Below are 19,251 nucleotides of genomic sequence, written 5' to 3'. Positions count from 1 at the left end.
CCTCCCCGTGTTTCGATCCCGACCATCGAGCTAGCGAGGTAGATGCGGTTCGAGATCGGCGGCGTGCCGGGCGGCGATCTCGCAGGTGTCGCCATCCTTGGACTCGTAGTCATTCAGCCAGCCAGCGTTAAGCTCGAACATGCCCTGTTCGGCGTCGAACGACACATAGCACCCTTCGGGGTCGTTTCGTTCCTTCGACACCAGCCCTGGCCGACCATTGACCGTGGTCTGACGCAGGACTGTCGCGCTCTCTTTGTTCCTGAGCTCTTCGAGGGTGTGGCTGGTCGAAAACACGCCAATGCGGTAGTTCATCGGCCCGTACCTGTCATCGATTGGACGCCAGTTGCAGACGCGGAAGCTCGAGACGCCGGTCGGCGGATCGGTGAACACCCTCTTGGTGGCCGGATCCAGCCCGGCACCCACGAGTACGTCGTCGGCGATGCCGGGGTCGCGACAGACGTTGAAGACGATGATCTCGTCGATATTCCGTGTAGTCGGTTGCGCCGTCCCAGATGTGGAGTCACTGCACGCGGTGAGGCCCGCTACTGTCAGTCCGGCCGCTACGATCGCCGCGACGCGCTTCATCCCCGCCCCTTCCCTCGACTCGGGCGCAGCCTACCTCGAGCCAGAGCGCACGTCGCTGCCATCGCGACGTACTTGCCCGCTGGCCAACAGACGCCAGCAGACGCGCAGGGCTATGTCATCGCGAACATCACTCCGCTTGAAGGTCCACTTTCACGGTGGATGGACTTACCTGCAGGATGTTGATGTCCTCGAGGGTGGAGGATTGATCACCGACCAGTGGGGTGTACACCAGAAAGTCCGGTCGAGAAGCGCGCTGCAAGGAGCTTCTTCGTAAGCTACAGCCTAAGCTACAGCTGGAACGCCGAACGCCTCGCCGGGATTCGCATTTGCGCTGTTCGGGCGTGCTTTCTGTCGGTGCGCCATCAGGGACTCGAACCCCGAACCCGCTGATTAAGAGTCAGCTGCTCTGCCAATTGAGCTAATGGCGCCCCCGCTGTGTTCCAGCGTGGGACAAACCTTAACAGGACAAGGCGGTGGAAGAGAAATCGTCTTCTGGCCAGGGCTGACGTCGTGAACGCCCCGAGAGGTAACGCCGAGCCTCGGGGAATTGATCTATCGGATGTAACGCTGCAGTGACGGGCGTGGTGTTCACATTGGTACAGGCATGTCCGGCTGGCAGAATGTCCGATTGTGGTCTCCACTGTCCGCGGCACGGTGAGGTGGGCGGCGTGGTGGTTGGCATACGAGGCCATTGGCGCGTACCGGAGCGTCGAGGCGTGAAACGGGGTTGAGATGAGCATTGGTCGGGGTCGGCGTGGGCCGGCTGAACGATGGTCGATACGCACGCTTGCGGGGCCTGTCGTCATCGCGGTTGTGGCCGCGCTGGCGCTGACGGGATGTGGGTCCTTCGACGGCGCGGACGCCTCGGATGTGGCTATCGATCGCAATCCCATCACCGAACTGATCAAGCCCAAGTTGCTGTCTCCGGTCAAGGACGGTGAGGTGGGGATCTCACCGATCATGCCGATGACCTTCGAGGTGGAAGACGGCAAGTTCACCGACGTGGCCCTGATCAGTCCGCTGGGTAAGTCCGTCAGCGGCACCCTCGCCGCTGACGGACGGTCATGGAAGCTCGGCGAAGCGCTCGGCTACGGCAAGACCTACCGCCTGCAGGCCGCAGCGCTCGGTCTCGGCGGCGCGAACTTCACCACCCTGAGTTTCACGACCAGTTCGCCGGACAATCAGACCAAGCCGTACCTGAGCCCGGGTGAGGGGGAGATGGTCGGTATCGGTCAGCCGGTGGCAGTCCAGTTCGATGAGAACATCCCGGACCGGAAGGCTGCGCAAGAGGCGATCACGATCACCACCGCACCGCCGGTGGAAGGCGCCTTCTATTGGGTGAACAACCGGGAGGTGCGCTGGCGGCCGGAGCATTTCTGGGCCCCGGGCACGAGGGTAACCATCGATGTGAACGTCTACGGGCGCGATCTGGGTGACGGTCTGTACGGCCAGGACGACATCCACTCGAACTTCACTGTGGGCGATGCGGTGATCTTCACCGCGGACGACCGCACCAAGCAGGTCACCGTCGAGCGCAACGGTCAGGTGATCCGGACCATGCCGACATCGATGGGCAAGGACAGCACGCCAACCGACAATGGCGTCTACATCGTGGCGGAACGGCACGAGAAGATCATCATGGATTCCTCTACCTACGGCGTGGCGGTCGATTCTGCGGACGGGTATCGGACACCGGTGGATTTCGCGACGCGTTTGTCCTACAGCGGTATCTTCTTCCACTCGGCGCCGTGGTCGGTCGGTCAGCAGGGCTACAGCAACACCAGTCACGGCTGCTTGAACCTCAGCCCGGACAACGCGCTCTGGGTGTACCAGAATGCAAAGCGCGGTGACATCACGATTGTGAAGAACACAGTGGGCGGCACCTTGTCCGGCGTGGACGGTCTGGGCGACTGGAATGTTCCGTGGTCGGTTTGGAGCGCCGGCAATGCGGACGACAGTCGCTGAGTAGCCCACGAACAGCGCGACGGCCCGCCGGAATCCGGCGGGCCGTCGGGTGTTTCTAGTGTGGCTGCGGTAGTTAGCTGCAGGTGAGATAGGACTCGCCCACGATAGCCACCGCGCTACCGACCGCCGCGCATTGCAGTTCCTCGCCGGCCGAGCCGGTGCCGGCCGAGCCGGTGCCGGCCGAGCCGGTTGTCGTCACCCCGGCGTGCCATCCGGTGAGCGACGAACCGAATTGGAGCGCTGTAGAGATTTCGATGTTGGGAGCCGCGGCCGCTGTGGGCCCGGTGAGGACAGTGGCGCCGACGAAAGTTGCGATAACTGCAGAACGCATCACGAGGTGTCTTTCTGGTCGAACCGGAAGGGCGCCCCCTGTGACGGCGTCCCGCGTGGAGTCTACGGACGCGCCCGAGAGCTACAGCACATTCTGAATGATATTTGTTTTACATCACATTTGGCGTCGAGGGACGTGCCCACGCCGAGGACTGTGTCAAAGACTCTCCCGACAGACCGGAGGCCCAGACTCGGGAATACCGAACTCTGGGCCTCCGTTAGGGTGAGCGACGGGACTCGAACCCGCGACAGCCAGGATCACAACCTGGTGCTCTACCAACTGAACTACGCTCACCATCACCGGTGAACCACCGGCGGGCTAGATACTAGCGCGTCACCTGGCCAACTCCCTAATCGGGCTCTGGCGCGTCATCGACCCGGGGTGATTCGATCTGCTTTCCGGTGATCTCAGCGGCGACAGCGGCGATTTCGGTCGTGGAAGGTCCGGGCGCAGGGATGAACGCGGTTCGCCGGTAGAACTCCAGCTCTCGGATGGACTCCTTGATATCGGACAATGCGCGGTGGCTCAGACCTTTCTCCGGCTGACCGAAGTAGATCCGGGGATACCAGCGTCGGCACAGTTCCTTTATCGAGCTCACATCGATCATTCGGTAGTGCAGATGGGCATCCAGTAGCGGCATGTCACGAGCGATGAAGCCGCGGTCGGTGGCGATCGAGTTTCCCGCCAGTGGGACGGTGCGGGGGGTGGGAATGTACTGGCGGATGTAGTCGAGTACCCGCTGCTCGGCCTCGGCCATTCTCACGGTGGAACGGCGGACCTCATCGGTCAGTCCGGACCGCGCGTGCATGTCGGCGACCACTGCGGGCATCGTGTCCAGCGCCGCATCGTCGGCGTGGATGACGATGTCCACGCCCTCACCGAGGACGTTGAGATCACTGTCGGTCACGAGTGCTGCCACCTCGATCAGCTTGTCGCTGTCGAGCTGCAGGCCGGTCATCTCGCAATCCATCCACACCATGTATTCGGACACCCGAGCAACATTAGCCGGATCGAATCATCGATTTGGCGCCACACCGGTTGCGTCGGATCCGAGGCTCGATATCACCATTGGACATCGGGACCAGACATCAGGATCATCAGCCGCCGAGCCGCTTGTAGAACGCACCAGCGACGGGTGCGGTGAGGGCACGCGGACCGTATTGGCCTGCCGCGCTCATCCCCTTGCTGATCAGTCCTGGAACGACGCGCATCTTGTTGCGCACGAGCGCGTCGACGGAGACCTTCGCTGTGTATTGGGACGATACCCACATGAAGTCGGGAACGACTCGCTCGACGAGCGAGGCATCCGCGGGATCAGGGACTTCGGTACGGACGGGGCCAGGGGCCAGCAGAGTGACGTGCACGCCGGAGCCCTTCACTTCGCCACGTAACGACTCGCAGAATGTGTTGGCGAATGCTTTGCTCGCCGCGTAGGTGGCGTTATTCGGAATGGGCATGTTCCCGGCCGCCGAGCCGCTGATCAAGATCCCTCCCGCACCGGCAGCGATCATGCCGGGCAGTACCGCCAGCGTCAGGTCGTGCACCGCGACGGCGTTGAGTTCCAGCTGCGCTCGCTCGTAGCTCGGGTCGAGCTCGGCCACCGTTCCGAAGGTTGCGACGCCCGCGTTGTTGCAGAGCACGGCGACGTCACGGGTGGCCAGCTCCTCCGCCAGCGGACCGCGCTGCGTGCGGTCGGACAGATCGACCGGACGCACTTCCACGGTGACATCGTGGGCGAGCGACAGCCGCTGCGCGAGCTCGGCGAGTCGCTCGGCACGGCGTGCAACCAGGATGAGCGAGTAGCCGCGGGCGGCGAGTTCGGCGGCCAGCGCGGTGCCGATGCCGGAGGAAGCTCCGGTGACGACCGCGCGATTGTCTGCGGTGGGGGAGGGCAAGCTCATCCGGTGCAGCCTAGGCCACGCGGGACTGCCCGATCACCCGAGCCGGTGGCCGGTTGTCGATCCGGCCACCGGGATCGGTCATAGGCGTGCGGCCAGTCGGGTGCCCTGGTCGATGGCCCGTTTGGCGTCGAGTTCGGCGGCGAGCTCTGCGCCGCCGATGCAATGCAAGCTCACATCGGCGGCGCGAAGCGGGCTTTCCAAGTCGCGCACGGATTCTTGGCCGGCGCAGATCACGACATTGTCGACCCGGATCACTCGTGGCCGTTGGCGCTTCTCGCCGAAACTGATGTGCAGTCCGTCGTCGTCGATGCGTTCATAGTTCACGCCGCCGATGTGCTCGACCCCCTTGGCCTTCAGCGCGGCGCGGTGCACCCAGCCGGTGGTCTTTCCCAGACCGGCGCCGAACGGGGTCGTCTTGCGCTGCAACAGGACGACATCGCGTGCCGCCGGGGCAGGTCGGGGCGTGGTGAGCTGACCGCGGACCTGTTCGTCGTCGGAGGTAACGCCCCACTCCTGTTTCCATTCGTCCAACTCGAGCGTGGGATGTCCTTCGACAGTGAGAAATTCGCTCACGTCGTAGCCGATGCCGCCGGCTCCGATCACGGCGACGCGTTTGCCGACCGGCTTCTCCTGTCGAATCAGCTCGGCGTACGACAGCACCATCGGGTGATCGATTCCGGGAATGTCGGGGATCCGCGGCTGTACTCCTGTGGCGAGCACCACGTCGTCGTACCGGCCCGCGATCAGCTGGTCCGCGGTGACCCGCGTGTTCAGATGCACGGTGACACCGGTGAGTTCGAGCATCCGGTTGTAGTAGCGGATCGACTCGTTGAACTCTTCCTTACCGGGAATGCGGCGGGCGATGTCGAACTGGCCGCCGATCTTGGTATCGGCCTCGAACAACTCGACGCGATGGCCACGTTCGGCCAGATTCACTGCTGTGGACAACCCGGCCGGTCCTGCGCCGACCACCGCGATGCGCTTGGTGCGTCGGGTCGGCAGCAGTGTCAATTCGGTCTCGTGGCCGGCGCGTGGATTGAGCAGACACGACACGGTCTTGTTTTGAAAGGCATGGTCCAGGCAGGCCTGGTTGCAGGCTATGCAGGTGTTGATTTCATCGACTCGGTTCTGCGCGGCCTTGTTCGCCCACTCCGGGTCGGCGAGGAATGGTCGGGCCAGCGAAACCAGTTGGGCGTCGCCGCGTACGAGGACCTCTTCGGCGACCTCGGGCATATTGATGCGGTTGGACGCGCATACGGGAATGTTCACCTTCGCGGTGATCTTCGCGGTGAACTCGGTGAACGCCGCACGCGGTACCGAGGTGACGATGGTGGGCACTCGGGCCTCGTGCCAGCCGATATCGGTGTTGAGGATATTCACCCCAGCTGCTTCGAGATCCTGTGCCAAGGACACGACCTCGTCGAAAGTTTGTCCCTTCTCCACCAGCTCGGCCATGGACAGCCGGAAGACGATGACGAAGTCCGGCCCGACAGCCGCACGGGTGCGCCGCACGATTTCGACGGCGATCCGTTGCCGATTCTGCGCCGAGCCACCCCATGCGTCGGTGCGTTTGTTGGTGCGCGGGGCAAGGAATTGGTTGATGAAATATCCTTCGCCGCCCATGATCTCGCAGCCGTCGTAGCCGGCGAGCTTGGCCAGTTTCGCGCAACGTGCGTAGTCGTCGATTGTTCGCTCGATGCCCTTGGCCGAGAGCTTCAGCGGCCGGAGCGGGTTGATCGGGGCTTTGATCGACGATGCCGACACACTGCCGGGCATATACGAGTATCGTCCGGCGTGCAGGATCTGGATAGCTATCTTGCCGCCCTGCTCGTGCACTGCTCGGGTGATCCGGCGGTGCCGGTATGCCTCGGTCTTGGTGGTCAGCTTGGCGCCGAACGGCAGCAGCCAGCCCCTGCGATTGGGGGCGTAGCCGCCGGTGATGATCAGGCCCGCACCACCGCGCGCGCGTTCGGCGAAGTAGGCGGCAAGTTTGTTGGTGTCCCAGGTACGGTCTTCCAGGCCGGTGTGCATCGACCCCATCACCACGCGGTTGCGCAGCGTGGTGAAGCCGAGGTCGAGTGGTTCGAACAAGTGAGGGAAGGGGCTCATGGGTGCGGGTGCCTTTCTCCGTCAATCCGCGTGCGGGTGCGGCGCGTGCGGGTGTAGTGCGTGCAGAACTTCGTCGCACCATTCGACGAACCCCGACTCCGCGCGAATTCCGGCGCGCAGGACGAGATACTGGTGCAGGGCCGTCCCGGTGAGCTGGGGCGGGGCGGGAAAGTCACGTTTTTCGATTCGCAGGTAGAGCTCGAGCCGTTGGGCGTGCTGGTCGCGGTGGCGGGTCACTTCGGTGTGGAGCCCGGCGACATCGCCGTGGGCGGCGCCGCGGATCTTCACCGCGAGTTCGTTCCGGGGCAGCGTTGGGTCGCTCGGTTCGGCGATCCAACGGGCCAGTTCGGTCCGGCCTGCTGGGCTCACCGAGTACACCTTTTTGTCCGGGCGACCCGCTTGGGCCACCACCGTGCGGTTCACCCATCCGGATGCCTCCATCCGTTTGAGGGTGCGGTAGATCTGTTGGTGGGTCGCGCTCCAGAAGTATCCGATGGATTGGTCGAAGCGGCGCGCGAGCTCGTATCCCGAGCCGGCGCGCTCGGTCAGCGAGACCAGCAACGCGTGCTCGAGTGCCATGCCGTGAGGATAGCCGCGCAGCTCACCGCTATGCAACTAGGTGCATAGCATGGTGCGTTCAGCGCCCGCCGGCTGTGCCCAAACCGCGCCCGAGCCGATGATCACGGATAGGCTGCGCGGCATGACCGAGGCCAACGCGCCGACGATGGTGGGGCAGGCAGCCGGGCGCGGGCGCGTCACGGCGTGGGGACTGTGGGACTGGGGATCGTCGGCGTTCAACGCCGTCATCCTGACCTTCGTCTTTTCGGTGTATCTCACCGACACGGTCGGCGACGATCTGCCCGGGAGGATCTCCGCCAGCGCCTGGCTGGGGTGGACGCTGGGTATTGCGGGCGTATTCGTGGCCGTGACCGCTCCGATCAGCGGCCAGCGTTTCGACGCATCGGCCAGGCGCAAGCGATCACTCGCCGTGCTGACAGCGGCGACCGTCGTCGCAATGTCGCTGATGTTCTTCGTTGGAGACGACTACCACGATCTGTGGCTCGGCTTGGTCCTGCTGGCGTTCGGATCGGCGTGTTTCGAGCTGGCCAATGTGCCGTACAACGCGATGCTGCGGCAGGTGTCCACCCCGCGCACTGTTGGCAGGGTATCTGGATTCGGCTGGGCAATGGGGTATTTCGGTGGCATCGTGCTGCTGCTCATCTGCTACGTCGGCTTCATCGCCGGTGAGGGAGACACCCGCGGATTGCTCGAGGTGCCCACCGACAACGGGCTCAATATTCGGCTGGTCGCCGTGCTGGCCGCCGCTTGGTTCGCGGCCTTTGCGCTACCGGTCTTGTTCGCGGTACCCGAATTGCCCCGGGCGGCCACCGATTCGGGCGCAGGACGTGCCGGGTTCGTCGGTTCGTACCGGGTGCTATGGCGTGAGTTACGCGAATTGTGGCGGGTGGACCGCCGAATTGTCGGGTTTCTTCTGGCGAGCGCTGTGTTTCGTGATGCGCTCGCCGGGGTGTTCACCTTCGGTGCCGTCCTGGCCGTTCGGGTCTATGACATAGCCGACGCGGACGTCTTGTTGTTCGGCATCGCGGCCAATGTGGTTGCCGCCCTGGGGGCGATCATCGCGGGGCGTGTCGACGATCTGATCGGGCCGAAGATCGTCATCGTGGTGTCTCTCGGCGCGATGCTGATCTGTGGGTCGGTATTGCTGCTGGTGTCCGGGCCGATGATGTTCTGGGTGTTCGGTTTGTTACTCACGGTGTTCGTCGGTCCGGCGCAAGCCGCGGCGCGCTCGTTCCTGACTCGACTGTCCCCGATAGGACGCGAGGGACAGGTGTTCGGGCTGTACACCACGACCGGACGCGCGGTGTCGTTTCTCGCGCCGAGTCTCTATGGCTCGTTCGTCTGGTTCTTCGATGCCGAGCGTGCGGGCATCGCTGGTCTACTGGTCGTGCTCGCAGCCGGGCTCGCTGTGTTGCTGCCGGTGCGGTCGCCCGACCTGGTCGTCGGTGGTGAGGCCGGCTCGGCAACCGGCCAGTCCAAGGATGCCGGGTGAGCTGCGGCCGCGGGTCACTCGCGCCCGGCAGGTCGCCAACAGGCCAGGCCGACCAGGATCAGCCGCACCTGTTGCGCGGTGCGCGCGACGATCGCGTCTTCTTCGTTCGGTACGGCCGACACATAGGCGGCGATTCCATGGGCAACGGTACCGACCATCAGGTCGGCGGCTATCTCCAGCTTCTGCGGAGTCAACGTGTCCAGGGCCTTGATCCGAGACAGATCCGCGACGACCTCACGCGTGATCGCCTCGATCTCCTGCGCAATCGCCGTACGTACCGGCGCGGACCCGCCATGCCGTTCGCTGACGAGAAAGCTGTACAGCGCGCGTTGGGCGTCGACGCGCGTGAAGACGAATCCCACCGTGTCCGACAGGCTGGCTTCGGTGTTGCGGCGCGCGTCACGCAGCGCTAGCCGTGAGGCGGCGATGCCGGCGTCGAGCAAGGCCATACCGAGGTCGTCCAGCGACGAGAAGTGGCGGTAGAAGGCGGTTGGGACAACGCCTGCGGAGCGGGCGACCTCGCGCAAACTGAGGGCGGCGAAACCGCGATCTGTGGACAGCGCCAAGGCGCTGTCCAGAAGTGCCTGCCGGGTCCGCTCTTTGCGTTCGACTCGGGTGGTCGACTGCTGCGTCATTGCCGCAAGGTTACACCCGTTCACTATTGGATTCGGCCGAATTCTGTGACCATCCCGCTCTTGCGGCGGAACCGAGACTGAACAGTTGCCGAATGTGCAAGTTTCAGTGCACGCCTGTTCGTCGAATCGGTTCCGCTCTGTCTGCGTCGATCGTGGGCAATGAGGCGACGAGTGCGGACTCTGGATCGGTAGAGCGAGGCGTTCGATCCCGATCGACCGCGCCGGGGCGCCGGGGCGTCATTGTCGCTCGGCCGGTTCGGGAATTCCCGGGCATCCACCCCTTCTTGTTTCCCGCCTGCTCTGTGTTGGTATCCCACGGACCGATCGATCCGGCCATTGTGTGAAAAGTACGGTCTGTCGCCATGGCAACAGTGGCTCGATTGGCCGATTGGCTACTGGAGAAGAATATTTTCGCGAACTCGACTCGGTCCTGATGGGTGGGTAGTGAGTCATCGATCCGGGCTATTGCGATGGGCTGGTAAAAGGTAACCGGACGAGACATGGGAATGATTGAGAAATTCACAAGCGCCAACGATCTAATTCAAGAATTGACTTCTTTCGATGGCCGGACGCATGTCGGCAATATCGTGGTCGTCGTCATTGGCGCTGTTGTCGCGGTTGTCGGAGAGGTCGGTGTGCGGACCAGCGACATGGAAGGCAACGATAGCCCACGTCGGTCACCACACCGGAAGCCGGCGCCGGTGTTCGACGACGTCGGTGATCAGATCCTGGTAGCCGTCGATCAGCTCGGCGAGTCTGGTCCACTGCAGGTGAGCTTCTCCATCCAGCTCCAACGGATGTGGTCCCGACATTTTGTCGCTCAGTGACCGCTGGGCGGTGACCCACTTGGCCGCAATCCGGTCGATGACCGCGCCCAGAGTCTCGGTATGCAGGGAGGCGCCCGATCGGTGCTGGACGTTCGTGGCCACCCAGGTGTCGATGTGTCCGATCCATTCGGTGCGTTGGTTGTCGATGTCCTCGACCATCTGGCTGTAGGTCGCTACCCGTGTACTGGAGACGCCAGGGCAGTGCGCGGCCTCGAGCGCCTGGCGACGCCGAGCATGACATTCCACGAGCCTCTGTGCCGCGCACAACACCCGGTGGTGCTGGTCGGCATCCGGCTCACGAAATGCGCGAAGCAACGCGGCGGGCGGTGGCAGCTCTTCGGCCGCAAAATCGCTTCGAGCGTATTCGATCGCCATGGCATACCTTTGCGACGGATCCGAATCCTGGCTACGCCGTGACCGAGTGGGATTTCGAGGAACTCCCCTCGGCCCGGCGTGGTCCCACTCCCGGATGTCGTCCCACAGCCCACCAGCGCGGTAGGGATACCGGGAAATCCGCGGCGTTGCGGAAGAAGACGGTTCCGAGAAATCGAGACACTTTCAGGAAAGCGCGACTTCTTAATTCTGGCAATAGCGCAGTGTGTAAATGCCGGAGGTAGCGAGAAATCGTTATGATTCGTTACGGATCGGTCACCTGCGACCAGAGTTCCGAGACCTGTCGCGGAATGGTAGAGCACATGAGTGGCAACCAATTCGATACTGCGGCTGCGCATGGTCCCTCGATCGTCTAACCTCGGTGTTCGTGCCCGCCTATGTGTCATCGCCTGAGTTGACATTCGGCTTCATGTTCGCCTTGGAAGACCCAGAGCGAATTGCGGAGGTCGTGCGCGAGCTCATCGTCCGAAAGACGGTTTCGGTGTTCCGCCTCGCTCGGCTGTCCGATGACGACGGTCCACCAGAGCGGTATGTCGTCAACTGGGCGGTCATCCCTCAGATCTCGATCACCACTGCTGCGCCGAACCGCGACGAGCTGCGCGCCACCCGGACAATGCTGGTCAACGCGTTTCTCAGTGAGCAGGGTGAGGTCAGCTTGTATTCGGCGCAGTCGAGCGGACCCGATTGACCGGTTCATCCGCGTTTCCACACGACGGAGGCGGCTCGGTCGATCCGAGCTGAATCGACGGTCGTGGTGGAGGTTTCGATGCCCGGACGGCAGCGGCGGCGCACCCGATTCGTTGGTGTCTCGGCATCGGACAGTGTCGTGAGCGCACAGCCGCTTACGCGACAATCAGGACATCTCGCACTGCATGCGGGTCGAACCACATGTGACTGGAAGGGGTGTCGATCATGGGATCCGACAAAACAGTCGTGGCGACCGACCCGCTTCGTGTCCGCGGTGACCTCGACCCCACACTGTCGCGGTGGATGTGGCTGGTCAAGTGGCTTCTGGCGATTCCACACTTCAGTGCGCTGTTCTTCTTGCACATCGCATACCTGGCTCTGACGTTCTTCGCGATTCTGGGCACCGGTAGATACCCGCGCGCAGTTTTCGACTTCAATGGGGGAGTCCTCCGCTGGGGTTGGCGGGTGGCCTTCTATGCGGTGTCGGTACTCAGCTGAAACCCAACGCGGCCTGCAGGGTCGAGGCGCCGGCTTCGATGCGTCGTCGCGCACCGCCCGGACATTTGGTTCAGGGTGGGCTCGGTTCGAAAGGCCGGATTTCGCCGCCGCCGGGACCGACGACACCGGCCGATGATTCCGGAACCGCGCTCCACACCCCTGGCAGGTCTCCGAGTGGCTCGGAGACCACGAAGCGGATCTCGACGGTGCGGCGGCCCCACACGCCGACATCCGCTCCGAACGCTCGCAATGCCGAGCTGTCGATCGAATAGAACAACGATCGACTCGGTCCTTTGCTGGCATAGCGGAAAAACCACATCGAATCGCCATCGGTCGTGGCGACGGTCATCTGGACCGGGGATGTGATCGCGTGTGCTCGGCTCACGTCTTCGACGAGGCCGATGGCACGGGCTACCGCCCCGAAGGGATCGTCGGTGAGGCCGAAGGTCAGCGCCAGGAAGAACAGCAATTCCGAGTCGGTCGATCCTTCGATGTCGGCGAATAGGGCCGGATCGACCGCCGTCATCAGGTCCCGCTTCGTCGCGTGAAAGCCGCGCAGCGCGCCATTGTGCATCCACAACCATTGGCCGTGGCGAAACGGATGGCAGTTGCTGCGCTGTACCTCGGTGCCGGTCGACGCGCGTACATGCGCGAAGAACAGCGGCGTCCGTATCTGGCTGGCGATCTCCCGCAGGTTGCGGTCGTTCCACGCCGGCTCGATGTTCTTGAACACCGCTGGCCGCGAACCCTCCCCATACCATCCGATCCCGAAGCCGTCTCCATTCGTGGTCGTCTCGCCCAATTGGGCGTGCAAGCTCTGGTCGATCAGCGAATGCGGTGGCCGGAACAAGAGATCCTCGGCCAGGAGCGGCTCACCGGAATAGGCCATCCACCTGCACATATATTGATTGAAGCAGAATGTTCGATGGTTCGGTTCGAAATCAATCATTCCTGACTGCCAGTCACTGGCCGTCCCGACTGTGCAGTGACGGTCCGTCGGGGATCGAGACGGGCAACGGGCACATTGCAGATCGCGCGGTAGCCGGGTCGTCGGAGCCGGGTGGCCCGCGAGAAGTCTCATCTACCTGCGACTTCGATGAAGTTGAGGGACGTGTGTTGACAATCTGCTTTGCTTAGGTGAAGATATCTGCAGCGCCATAGCTATGCCGTCCTCACGATCAGTGATGAATCCACTTCCGCGACAACGCTTCTTGCGATTGCCTTCGATATTCACCGCGACACTGTGCTCGAACGTCGATCTGGATCGAAGAGGTGCGGGGTCGATTGCTACTGATACATATTGGGTAATTCAGCTCTCCCCGTAGAGGTTCGAACTCCATCGGCCCGTCTCCGGAGTTTTCTCCATAGATGCCGACTGGGTTCGAACCTCGTCGTGTATCTGTCCCTGCGCGCCCGCCTCCCGCGGGCGGTCCGCGGTCGTAGTCACCGGTTGTAGCGCAAGGGGCGTACGCGGTCCCGTCCCTCGACATCCCTCGGCCAGGGACGGGACCGCCCTTCGACATTCGACACCGGCCCGTAGCCGACCGCGGGATGCATCCACTTCTACGACAGGAGATGACACATGATTCTCGGAACCACCTCAGACCGCTTGTCGGCCCTCGAAACGATAGTCGCTCAGTCGTGAGCAGACATCGCCCTGCCGGTTGGGCATGGGATATGACCGGTCGAATGCCCTCTCATCGCGGCACAGAGGAACCCCCATGGTCGAGATAGTACTGTTTCCCGACGTCGAAGAGCTGGTCGTGGGCTATTTGACTGCACGGCTCACCGAGCGTGGTGACGACACTCTCGTGACGAGATCGCCCCCAGAGTCGCCGCCCGGTCGGATGGTTCGAGTCAGGAGCGCCTGGGGTGAGGATCGCGGACGTGCCCTGTCGTCGCGATTCGTCACGATCCAGTGCACAGACGAAACACCCTCCGGTGCAGCGGAGTTGACGGAACTCTGCTTCGCGATCCTGCGGTCGTCGTGGAACGACCCCTCCGTTCCGCGCATTCGTGATGCGGTGTTGGCGGACCGGCCGGACGATCGGCTGCCCGATCCTGACCCCTACGTCCCGAACTACCAGTTCACCTTGTCCATTCTCCTCCGCGGCCAGGCGCAGTGAGCCCAGTGTCGCTCCCACGAATTCCAGGTCCGGTCCACAAAGCCTGAAAGGGGCTGAAACAATAATGGCGGCTACGATTGCCAACGTTTACGCGGCGATGCCGAAGGCGAGCGGTGCGGTGCTGCGAGCGCCGCTCGGCACCGCGGGTCCGACGAGTGCTACCGATGCACTGGACAACGCATTCGTCGACTGCGGCTTCGTCGGCGAAGAAGGTTTCACCGAGTCCAACACCCGCGAAACCGAGAAGAAAAAGGCCTTCGGTGGCTCCACCGTGAAGGTGCTGCAGACCGACTACACCGCGACGGTCAAGTTCGCCTTCCTCGAATCGACCAATGCGGATGTGCTCAAGGCGGTGTTCGGCGACGACAATGTCACCGTCGACGCACAGACCGAGGCGATTACGGTGGAGAAGAACAAGAAGGCGCTGCCGCACAACGCCTGGGTCATCGACACCGTGGACGATGCCGTCGGCTCCATCCGCACCTTCATCCCCAATGGTCAGATCACTGCGGTGGAGGACATCATCAAGGTGCACACCGACACCATCATGTACACCATCACGATGGAGTGCTTCGAGGACGCCAGCGGCACCAATATCTACGAGTACATCAACAAGAGCGCCGGGTAACCGACAGGCGCGCAGCCCAACTCGTAGCACAATCCCCGCCCGGTGAGGTCACATCGACCCACGGACCGGGCCTGCCTCACCGGGCGGGCCTCGAAAAGCCCGGTCCACTTCGTCCATACATCCAACAGAGGGACAGAAAGGTCCGGTCCATGATGGAGAAGTTCACCTACACAGCCAAGAACGGCAAGAAGATCAGCCTGCCACGCTTCGACAACATCCCGTTCGGCGTGATCCGCAAGCTCCGCAAAGAAAGTGAGACAGAGCAGTTCTTCGGGCTCATCGAAGGTGTGTGCACCGCGAAGGATCTCAGCGTGATCGACACCATGAGCCAGGCCGAGGTGCGTACGGTGATGACGGCGTGGCAGCGGGAATCGGGAGTCGAGTTGGGGGAATCCTCGGCCTCCTAGAGCTGTGTGAGCAGCACGGGGAGGCGATCGAAGCCGATCTCATCCGGGCCGGCGTCCGATTGCGCGACGTCGGCTCACCATGTCTCACTTGGCGGGACCTCGCGGTGTTGATCCGCCAATCTCCACAAGACAGTGCGCTGTTGCGAGCCATGAATCCAGACCGATACCGCTGGGGTCAGGTCGAGCACCTGCTCGCCGATCTGGTGGATGTGGCGAATCTGTTGCTGTGGAGCAAGACCAAGGACGGCAGCCGTGGCCGCAACCGGCCGTCGCCCTATCCGCGCCCAGGCGTCAACGATACGACGAAGCGGCGGGTACGCGGCGACGCGGTTCCGCTGGATCAGGTGCACGAGCGGCTGGCGGCAGTGCGGGCCCGACAAGAATGAGCATTTTCATCCTCGGTGGGATGCATTGAGCGGCGAGATGATCGGTGTGGCGCGTCATCTCCGGATCGAGAGGAGCCCCTGGTAGATCAGCGGTCGACCAAAATCGCTGCACCTGAAGGCTCCGATGCTGTTCTACCGTTCCACGCTGCCGATGTCACGCCAGACCCTCACCTACGTCACCGGACTGATCCGCCGACACTGCGCCGGGATCGGCTCGGTATGGCGCAAACTCAACCCGGGCCACCAAGTTCTGCTCGCACTGGCCTACCCGCGCAAAGCCGAAACTTTCAGAAACCTCGGCGCAGGATCGAGGTGTCGACGACGACCGCGTGGCGCTATGTCGAGGAGACCGTGGAACTGCTGGCAGCCCGCGCGCCGGCCCTGCGCTCGGCGCTGCGGCGAGTCGAGCACCAGCAGCACGCCTACCTCGTGCTGGACGGCACCCTGATCGCGATCGACCGGGTGGCCGCGGATCGACCCTACTATTCGGGCAAGCACCGCTACCATGGAATGAACGTGGAGGTCATCGAGACACCCGATGGCGACATCGTGTGGGTGTCGGGTGCATTGCCCGGTAGCGTGCACGACACCAAGGCCGCCTGGGTCTGGCAGATCATGCGCGAACTCGAGGCGTGCGGGCTGATCGTGTTGGCGGACAGGGGCTATCACGGGGTCGCTGGTCTGCACCCCGTACAAGGGACGTGGAATACCGGAATCACAGAAGCAGGCCAACCGCGCCCACGCGAAGCTGCGGGCAGCTGGTGAACGCGCGAACGCACAGCTCAAAAGCTGGAAGATACTGCACAAACTGCGCTGCTGCCCGCGCAAAGCAGGGACGCCGGTCAAGGCCATCCACGTCCTACAGGAGCGTGAGATCCACTCAGAACGAGGATGAAAAGAGGCTCAATAGCTGCGCTTTCGCCTCCACTACCTGCTTGGGCAGGCTTGTGGGAATTGGGTGCACTACTGTCGGTACCCGTCGAAAAGCTGACGCTACCAGTCCGGTTGGCGTGGATCGCGTGGTGCGGTCGGACGTGCACCCGGGGATGAGGATGTGTGACAGGTGAGTACGAGGATGCGTTTGATGGCGTTGGCACCGGTGTTCGCGATGGTGTCGGCGTGTGGTAGCGGGGACGGCGAGGAGATGGAGGAGGCTGTGCCACTCAGTAGTCCGATCCATCACACCACGGCGGCAAGTGAATGTGGCACCACTCCACCGGATGGTCCGGGACTGGTGCGGATTACTGTGGAGACCGGCGCCAATGGGTTCGGCCAAGACTCGAAAACGATTACTTGGCACTACGAAGGCGATCTATCGCCAGGAACCACCGAGTTCTTTATCAGCACTTCACGCGAGCCCCACTCCCCTGACGGTAGCGTCTTGACCGTGACGGTGACAGATGGGCAGATTGTTGAGAACGATATAGTCGTTGACGAGAATATCGAGGCCGATTTCAGGGACGATTACGTCACCATCTCGGATGGGGAAGTCCAGGCAATCTTCCCGGACAGTATCGGTGCGGCAATAGGACCGGACTTCTACTGGTGGGGCCGGCAGATACATTGGCGCGATAAGCGAGAGGCTATCAATGGCGGCGGAATTGCTCGAATGTGTCCCTCGTAGTCGTTCGTTCCATCTCATGTCCTGAGTGCGCAGATCGGAAGACATCGGATTGCATTGACGCTTGACGTGAGATAACTGAATATTCGTTGACTACCAGTGGTGTAGCGCAGTTCGGCTGCCACCCGCTGGTAGTTCCTTTTATACCCGGATTCTACTTGGAATTCGGTCTTCGCGGATTGAGGTGCGATGTCCACAGAACAAGAAGCCGCAGAACAAGAAGCCGCTGAGGCGGGCGCCGCGGCCGCCGCATCGTTCAGCGATGTTTTTCAGAGTGCTCTGAGCGAGATCCGCGGCACATTCGGCGAGGCCTTGATGCAGGGCATCGATGACGCGACGGGGCAGGCCGCGGGTGCCGCCTCAGGGGCGGCCGCCGACGCCGCCACGGTACTCGAAGCGGGTTTGCGGCAAGCGTTCTCGAATGCGGCGAGTGGAGCCAAGGAAGTTCTGCAGAACTCGCTTCAGCAGGCATTCGACGACGCCACCGGCATCCTCCAGAGCTCCTTCGTGGATGCGGTCCATGACGCGGCAACCGGGGGTGGTGAGGCCGGTATGATTCTCGCTGAAGGGTTCACGCTCGCCGTCACCACCGGGATGCGCGGATTGGCCGACAAGGTGGGCTTGGGTGGCGTAGTCGATCACATGATCGCCGTGGGCCAGGGCTTCGAGGGCGCGTTGAGCACCATTGGCGAGGTCTCTGGGGCGACGGAGGAGCAACTCGAGCAGGTCGCCGTGCGTGCCAAGGAACTCGGCTCGGACGCTGGAGTGGTCAACACCTCGGTCAACGACGCAGCGGCGGCGATGGCCGGGCTCGCTGTGAGTGGTTTCTCCGTCGAAGAATCCATGTCCGCGGCCCGCAGCGCTCTACAGCTGGCCGCAGCCGCGCACCTCGACGCATCCGAAGCCGCCGCAGTCCAGACGGACGTTTTGAAGGCGTTCGGGTTGGGGGCCGAGTCCGCCCGGTTGGCGGCTGACGTCCTCGCAGGCTCTTCTAACCGGCTGGGGATTGGCGTGAGTGCGATTGGTCAGGAACTCAGCGAGTCCGGTGCTGTGGCAGGTCAGTTAGGCATGACCATGGCCGACACCGCAGCCGCGCTCGTCGCATTCGGCGAGGCTGAAGTCCCCGTTTCGGAAGTCGACAGTGTGCTGGGCTCGGTGTTGTCGGCATTCACTACGGACTCTAAAGAAGCTAACGAAGCAATCGAACGTCTCGGTCTCACTCTGGGTGAAATTCCAGCAGAATTCGTAGGCCTTCCAGCGCTGTTCGACCAGTTGCGCACCGCGCAGCTCCGAAACGGAGATGCCGCATATACGTCACACTTGTCGGCACTATTCGGCGCCGATGCAATGAAGGCGCTGAGCGCGGCAGCAGAGCAGGGCTCCGCGGGCATCCAGTCGATTTCCAACGAGATCAGTAAGCAAGGAAATGCTTCGGAATTCGCTGGTCAGCAGACGAATCAATCGTCTGAGTTCTTGAAGTCCTTCAACGATGTCGTCCTGGAAGTATCCCAGGGCATCGGCACGCTCTCGGCGACTCTCGCTGACTTGATCGCCAGCGGGTTCGATGCAGTCGTCAATGCGGGCAAGTCCGTTATCGGCTTCTTTCAAGAGCATCTCGGAGTCGTCAAGGTGGTCGCGGCAGGGCTCGCCACCCTCCTACTTCCTGGCTTGATCAGACTCGGGGCGGAACTCTCCGTGGTGAAGGCGAAGATTATCGCCACCTCGATCGCAGACAAAGCAGCCGCGCTCGCGAAGAATCTTTACACCATCGCCACCAAAGGCGCTGCGGCGGCGATGAAGTTGCTGAACACGGCGATCAACGCGAGCCCGCTGGGACGCTTGTTGACAATTCTGCTCGCGGTGGGTGGAGCCGTCTTCGCTTTCTTCACTCAGACCGAAACGGGCAAGCAGATTTGGGACGCAGTCTGGTCGGGTATCCAATCCGCCTTCTCCGCGACCTGGGAGTTCCTCCGCCCACTCTGGGAAACGTTCACGGGTTGGCTGTCCAATGCCGGTAATGCGTTGATGTGGCTGTGGGAGGGTGTCGTTCAGCCGGTGATGATGTGGATCGGTGATGCGAT

General features: G+C 62.7%; 19 protein-coding genes, 2 tRNA genes and 2 pseudogenes. 11 read left to right on the top strand and 12 right to left on the bottom strand.

Features of this window, described 5'->3' with window-relative positions:
* Positions 1–30 precede the first annotated feature (30 nt).
* The 3 genes from K940_RS28070 to K940_RS0112750 form a co-directional block, all read right to left on the bottom strand.
* Positions 31–585 (bottom strand): DUF3558 domain-containing protein, encoded by a 555-nt coding sequence (locus tag K940_RS28070; protein WP_051407142.1) that lies wholly within the window; start codon positions 583–585, stop codon positions 31–33.
* A 127-nt stretch (positions 586–712) separates the two neighbouring features.
* A complete protein-coding gene (locus tag K940_RS33920; protein ID WP_255342590.1) occupies positions 713–844 on the bottom strand; it encodes a hypothetical protein in 132 nt (43 codons plus the stop codon).
* 96 nt (positions 845–940) lie between these two features.
* Positions 941–1,013, bottom strand: a tRNA-Lys gene (locus tag K940_RS0112750).
* Between the two features lie 304 nt (positions 1,014–1,317).
* On the opposite strand from K940_RS0112750, the gene K940_RS0112745 reads away from it, so the two are divergent.
* Positions 1,318–2,550 (top strand): Ig-like domain-containing protein, encoded by a 1,233-nt coding sequence (locus tag K940_RS0112745; protein WP_028477875.1) that lies wholly within the window; start codon positions 1,318–1,320, stop codon positions 2,548–2,550.
* 73 nt (positions 2,551–2,623) lie between these two features.
* Here K940_RS0112745 and K940_RS0112740 read toward each other — a convergent pair whose 3' ends face one another.
* The 6 genes from K940_RS0112740 to K940_RS0112715 form a co-directional block, all read right to left on the bottom strand.
* The gene (locus K940_RS0112740) at positions 2,624–2,881 is read right to left on the bottom strand and encodes a hypothetical protein (protein WP_028477874.1); all 258 of its coding nucleotides are present in this window, start codon (positions 2,879–2,881) and stop codon (positions 2,624–2,626) included.
* Positions 2,882–3,102: 221 nt separating this feature from the next.
* Positions 3,103–3,175: transfer RNA gene (locus K940_RS0112735), tRNA-His, on the bottom strand.
* Positions 3,176–3,230: 55 nt separating this feature from the next.
* Positions 3,231–3,860 carry an oligoribonuclease gene (gene orn / locus K940_RS0112730; protein WP_196812193.1) on the bottom strand — a complete coding sequence of 210 codons (630 nt, stop codon included), beginning with the start codon at positions 3,858–3,860 and terminating at the stop codon, positions 3,231–3,233.
* Positions 3,861–3,978: 118 nt separating this feature from the next.
* Positions 3,979–4,782: a mycolate reductase gene (cmrA, locus tag K940_RS0112725; RefSeq protein ID WP_028477872.1), complete on the bottom strand. Its 804-nt coding sequence runs from the start codon at positions 4,780–4,782 to the stop codon at positions 3,979–3,981.
* A gap of 78 nt (positions 4,783–4,860) precedes the next feature.
* The gene (locus K940_RS0112720; RefSeq protein ID WP_028477871.1) at positions 4,861–6,891 is read right to left on the bottom strand and encodes an NADPH-dependent 2,4-dienoyl-CoA reductase; all 2,031 of its coding nucleotides are present in this window, start codon (positions 6,889–6,891) and stop codon (positions 4,861–4,863) included.
* 21 nt (positions 6,892–6,912) lie between these two features.
* Positions 6,913–7,470 (bottom strand): PadR family transcriptional regulator, encoded by a 558-nt coding sequence (locus K940_RS0112715; RefSeq protein WP_028477870.1) that lies wholly within the window; start codon positions 7,468–7,470, stop codon positions 6,913–6,915.
* A gap of 121 nt (positions 7,471–7,591) precedes the next feature.
* On the opposite strand from K940_RS0112715, the gene K940_RS0112710 reads away from it, so the two are divergent.
* The gene (locus K940_RS0112710) at positions 7,592–8,962 is read left to right on the top strand and encodes an MFS transporter (protein ID WP_028477869.1); all 1,371 of its coding nucleotides are present in this window, start codon (positions 7,592–7,594) and stop codon (positions 8,960–8,962) included.
* 14 nt (positions 8,963–8,976) lie between these two features.
* Here K940_RS0112710 and K940_RS0112705 read toward each other — a convergent pair whose 3' ends face one another.
* Positions 8,977–9,597: a TetR family transcriptional regulator gene (locus K940_RS0112705; RefSeq protein ID WP_036528455.1), complete on the bottom strand. Its 621-nt coding sequence runs from the start codon at positions 9,595–9,597 to the stop codon at positions 8,977–8,979.
* Positions 9,598–10,274: 677 nt separating this feature from the next.
* Positions 10,275–10,799, bottom strand: coding sequence for a DUF4254 domain-containing protein (locus K940_RS0112700; RefSeq protein ID WP_051407141.1), 525 nt, complete (start codon positions 10,797–10,799; stop codon positions 10,275–10,277).
* Between the two features lie 427 nt (positions 10,800–11,226).
* Between K940_RS0112700 and K940_RS0112695 the strand changes: the two genes are divergently transcribed.
* Together K940_RS0112695 and K940_RS0112685 are read left to right on the top strand one after the other, a co-directional pair.
* Positions 11,227–11,505, top strand: coding sequence for a hypothetical protein (locus tag K940_RS0112695; RefSeq protein WP_231390355.1), 279 nt, complete (start codon positions 11,227–11,229; stop codon positions 11,503–11,505).
* A 224-nt stretch (positions 11,506–11,729) separates the two neighbouring features.
* Positions 11,730–11,996 (top strand): annotated as a pseudogene (locus tag K940_RS0112685) (DUF4389 domain-containing protein); the annotation flags it as partial.
* Between the two features lie 76 nt (positions 11,997–12,072).
* Here K940_RS0112685 and K940_RS0112680 read toward each other — a convergent pair.
* Positions 12,073–12,903, bottom strand: a complete 831-nt coding sequence (locus K940_RS0112680; RefSeq protein WP_231390354.1) for a class II glutamine amidotransferase — start codon at positions 12,901–12,903, stop codon at positions 12,073–12,075.
* Between the two features lie 820 nt (positions 12,904–13,723).
* Between K940_RS0112680 and K940_RS0112675 the strand changes: the two genes are divergently transcribed.
* From K940_RS0112675 to K940_RS0112645, 7 genes and pseudogenes are all read left to right on the top strand, one after another.
* Positions 13,724–14,128, top strand: a complete 405-nt coding sequence (locus K940_RS0112675) for a hypothetical protein (RefSeq protein WP_028477863.1) — start codon at positions 13,724–13,726, stop codon at positions 14,126–14,128.
* A gap of 64 nt (positions 14,129–14,192) precedes the next feature.
* The gene (locus K940_RS0112670) at positions 14,193–14,756 is read left to right on the top strand and encodes a hypothetical protein (protein WP_028477862.1); all 564 of its coding nucleotides are present in this window, start codon (positions 14,193–14,195) and stop codon (positions 14,754–14,756) included.
* Positions 14,757–14,905: 149 nt separating this feature from the next.
* On the top strand, positions 14,906–15,163 hold the full coding sequence (locus K940_RS0112665; protein ID WP_051407139.1) for a hypothetical protein: 258 nt from the start codon (positions 14,906–14,908) through the stop codon (positions 15,161–15,163).
* Positions 15,115–15,549 (top strand): DUF5361 domain-containing protein, encoded by a 435-nt coding sequence (locus tag K940_RS28060; RefSeq protein ID WP_155980834.1) that lies wholly within the window; start codon positions 15,115–15,117, stop codon positions 15,547–15,549. The genes K940_RS0112665 and K940_RS28060 overlap by 49 nt, the downstream gene beginning before the upstream one ends.
* Positions 15,550–15,673: 124 nt before the next feature.
* A pseudogene (locus K940_RS28055) lies at positions 15,674–16,444 on the top strand (transposase family protein).
* 189 nt (positions 16,445–16,633) lie between these two features.
* Positions 16,634–17,173 carry a hypothetical protein gene (locus K940_RS0112650; RefSeq protein WP_155980833.1) on the top strand — a complete coding sequence of 180 codons (540 nt, stop codon included), beginning with the start codon at positions 16,634–16,636 and terminating at the stop codon, positions 17,171–17,173.
* Between the two features lie 186 nt (positions 17,174–17,359).
* A partial coding sequence (locus K940_RS0112645) for a phage tail tape measure protein (protein WP_028477859.1) occupies positions 17,360–19,251 on the top strand: 1,892 nt, incomplete at its 3' end.

This window comes from Nocardia sp. CNY236 (assembly GCF_000482385.1).
In the GTDB taxonomy this organism is placed as follows: Bacteria; Actinomycetota; Actinomycetes; order Mycobacteriales; family Mycobacteriaceae; genus Nocardia.
Note: the sequence above shows the minus strand (reverse complement) of the source record. Positions and strands in the feature narration are given on the sequence as shown.

Excerpts from the sequence above, each read along its gene's own strand:
- K940_RS0112665 (WP_051407139.1), top strand. The coding sequence starts at position 14,906 with ATGATGGAGAAGTTCACCTACACAGCCAAGAACGGCAAGAAGATCAGC.
- K940_RS0112695 (WP_231390355.1), top strand. The coding sequence starts at position 11,227 with ATGTTCGCCTTGGAAGACCCAGAGCGAATTGCGGAGGTCGTGCGCGAG.
- K940_RS0112710 (WP_028477869.1), top strand. The coding sequence starts at position 7,592 with ATGACCGAGGCCAACGCGCCGACGATGGTGGGGCAGGCAGCCGGGCGC.
- K940_RS0112715 (WP_028477870.1), bottom strand. The coding sequence starts at position 7,470 with ATGGCACTCGAGCACGCGTTGCTGGTCTCGCTGACCGAGCGCGCCGGC.
- K940_RS0112675 (WP_028477863.1), top strand. The coding sequence starts at position 13,724 with ATGGTCGAGATAGTACTGTTTCCCGACGTCGAAGAGCTGGTCGTGGGC.
- K940_RS0112720 (WP_028477871.1), bottom strand. The coding sequence starts at position 6,891 with ATGAGCCCCTTCCCTCACTTGTTCGAACCACTCGACCTCGGCTTCACC.
- K940_RS0112740 (WP_028477874.1), bottom strand. The coding sequence starts at position 2,881 with ATGCGTTCTGCAGTTATCGCAACTTTCGTCGGCGCCACTGTCCTCACC.
- K940_RS0112650 (WP_155980833.1), top strand. The coding sequence starts at position 16,634 with ATGGCGTTGGCACCGGTGTTCGCGATGGTGTCGGCGTGTGGTAGCGGG.
- K940_RS0112670 (WP_028477862.1), top strand. The coding sequence starts at position 14,193 with ATGGCGGCTACGATTGCCAACGTTTACGCGGCGATGCCGAAGGCGAGC.
- K940_RS0112680 (WP_231390354.1), bottom strand. The coding sequence starts at position 12,903 with ATGTGCAGGTGGATGGCCTATTCCGGTGAGCCGCTCCTGGCCGAGGAT.
- K940_RS28070 (WP_051407142.1), bottom strand. The coding sequence starts at position 585 with ATGAAGCGCGTCGCGGCGATCGTAGCGGCCGGACTGACAGTAGCGGGC.
- K940_RS0112705 (WP_036528455.1), bottom strand. The coding sequence starts at position 9,597 with ATGACGCAGCAGTCGACCACCCGAGTCGAACGCAAAGAGCGGACCCGG.
- K940_RS0112745 (WP_028477875.1), top strand. The coding sequence starts at position 1,318 with ATGAGCATTGGTCGGGGTCGGCGTGGGCCGGCTGAACGATGGTCGATA.
- orn (WP_196812193.1), bottom strand. The coding sequence starts at position 3,860 with ATGGTGTGGATGGATTGCGAGATGACCGGCCTGCAGCTCGACAGCGAC.
- K940_RS0112700 (WP_051407141.1), bottom strand. The coding sequence starts at position 10,799 with ATGGCGATCGAATACGCTCGAAGCGATTTTGCGGCCGAAGAGCTGCCA.
- cmrA (WP_028477872.1), bottom strand. The coding sequence starts at position 4,782 with ATGAGCTTGCCCTCCCCCACCGCAGACAATCGCGCGGTCGTCACCGGA.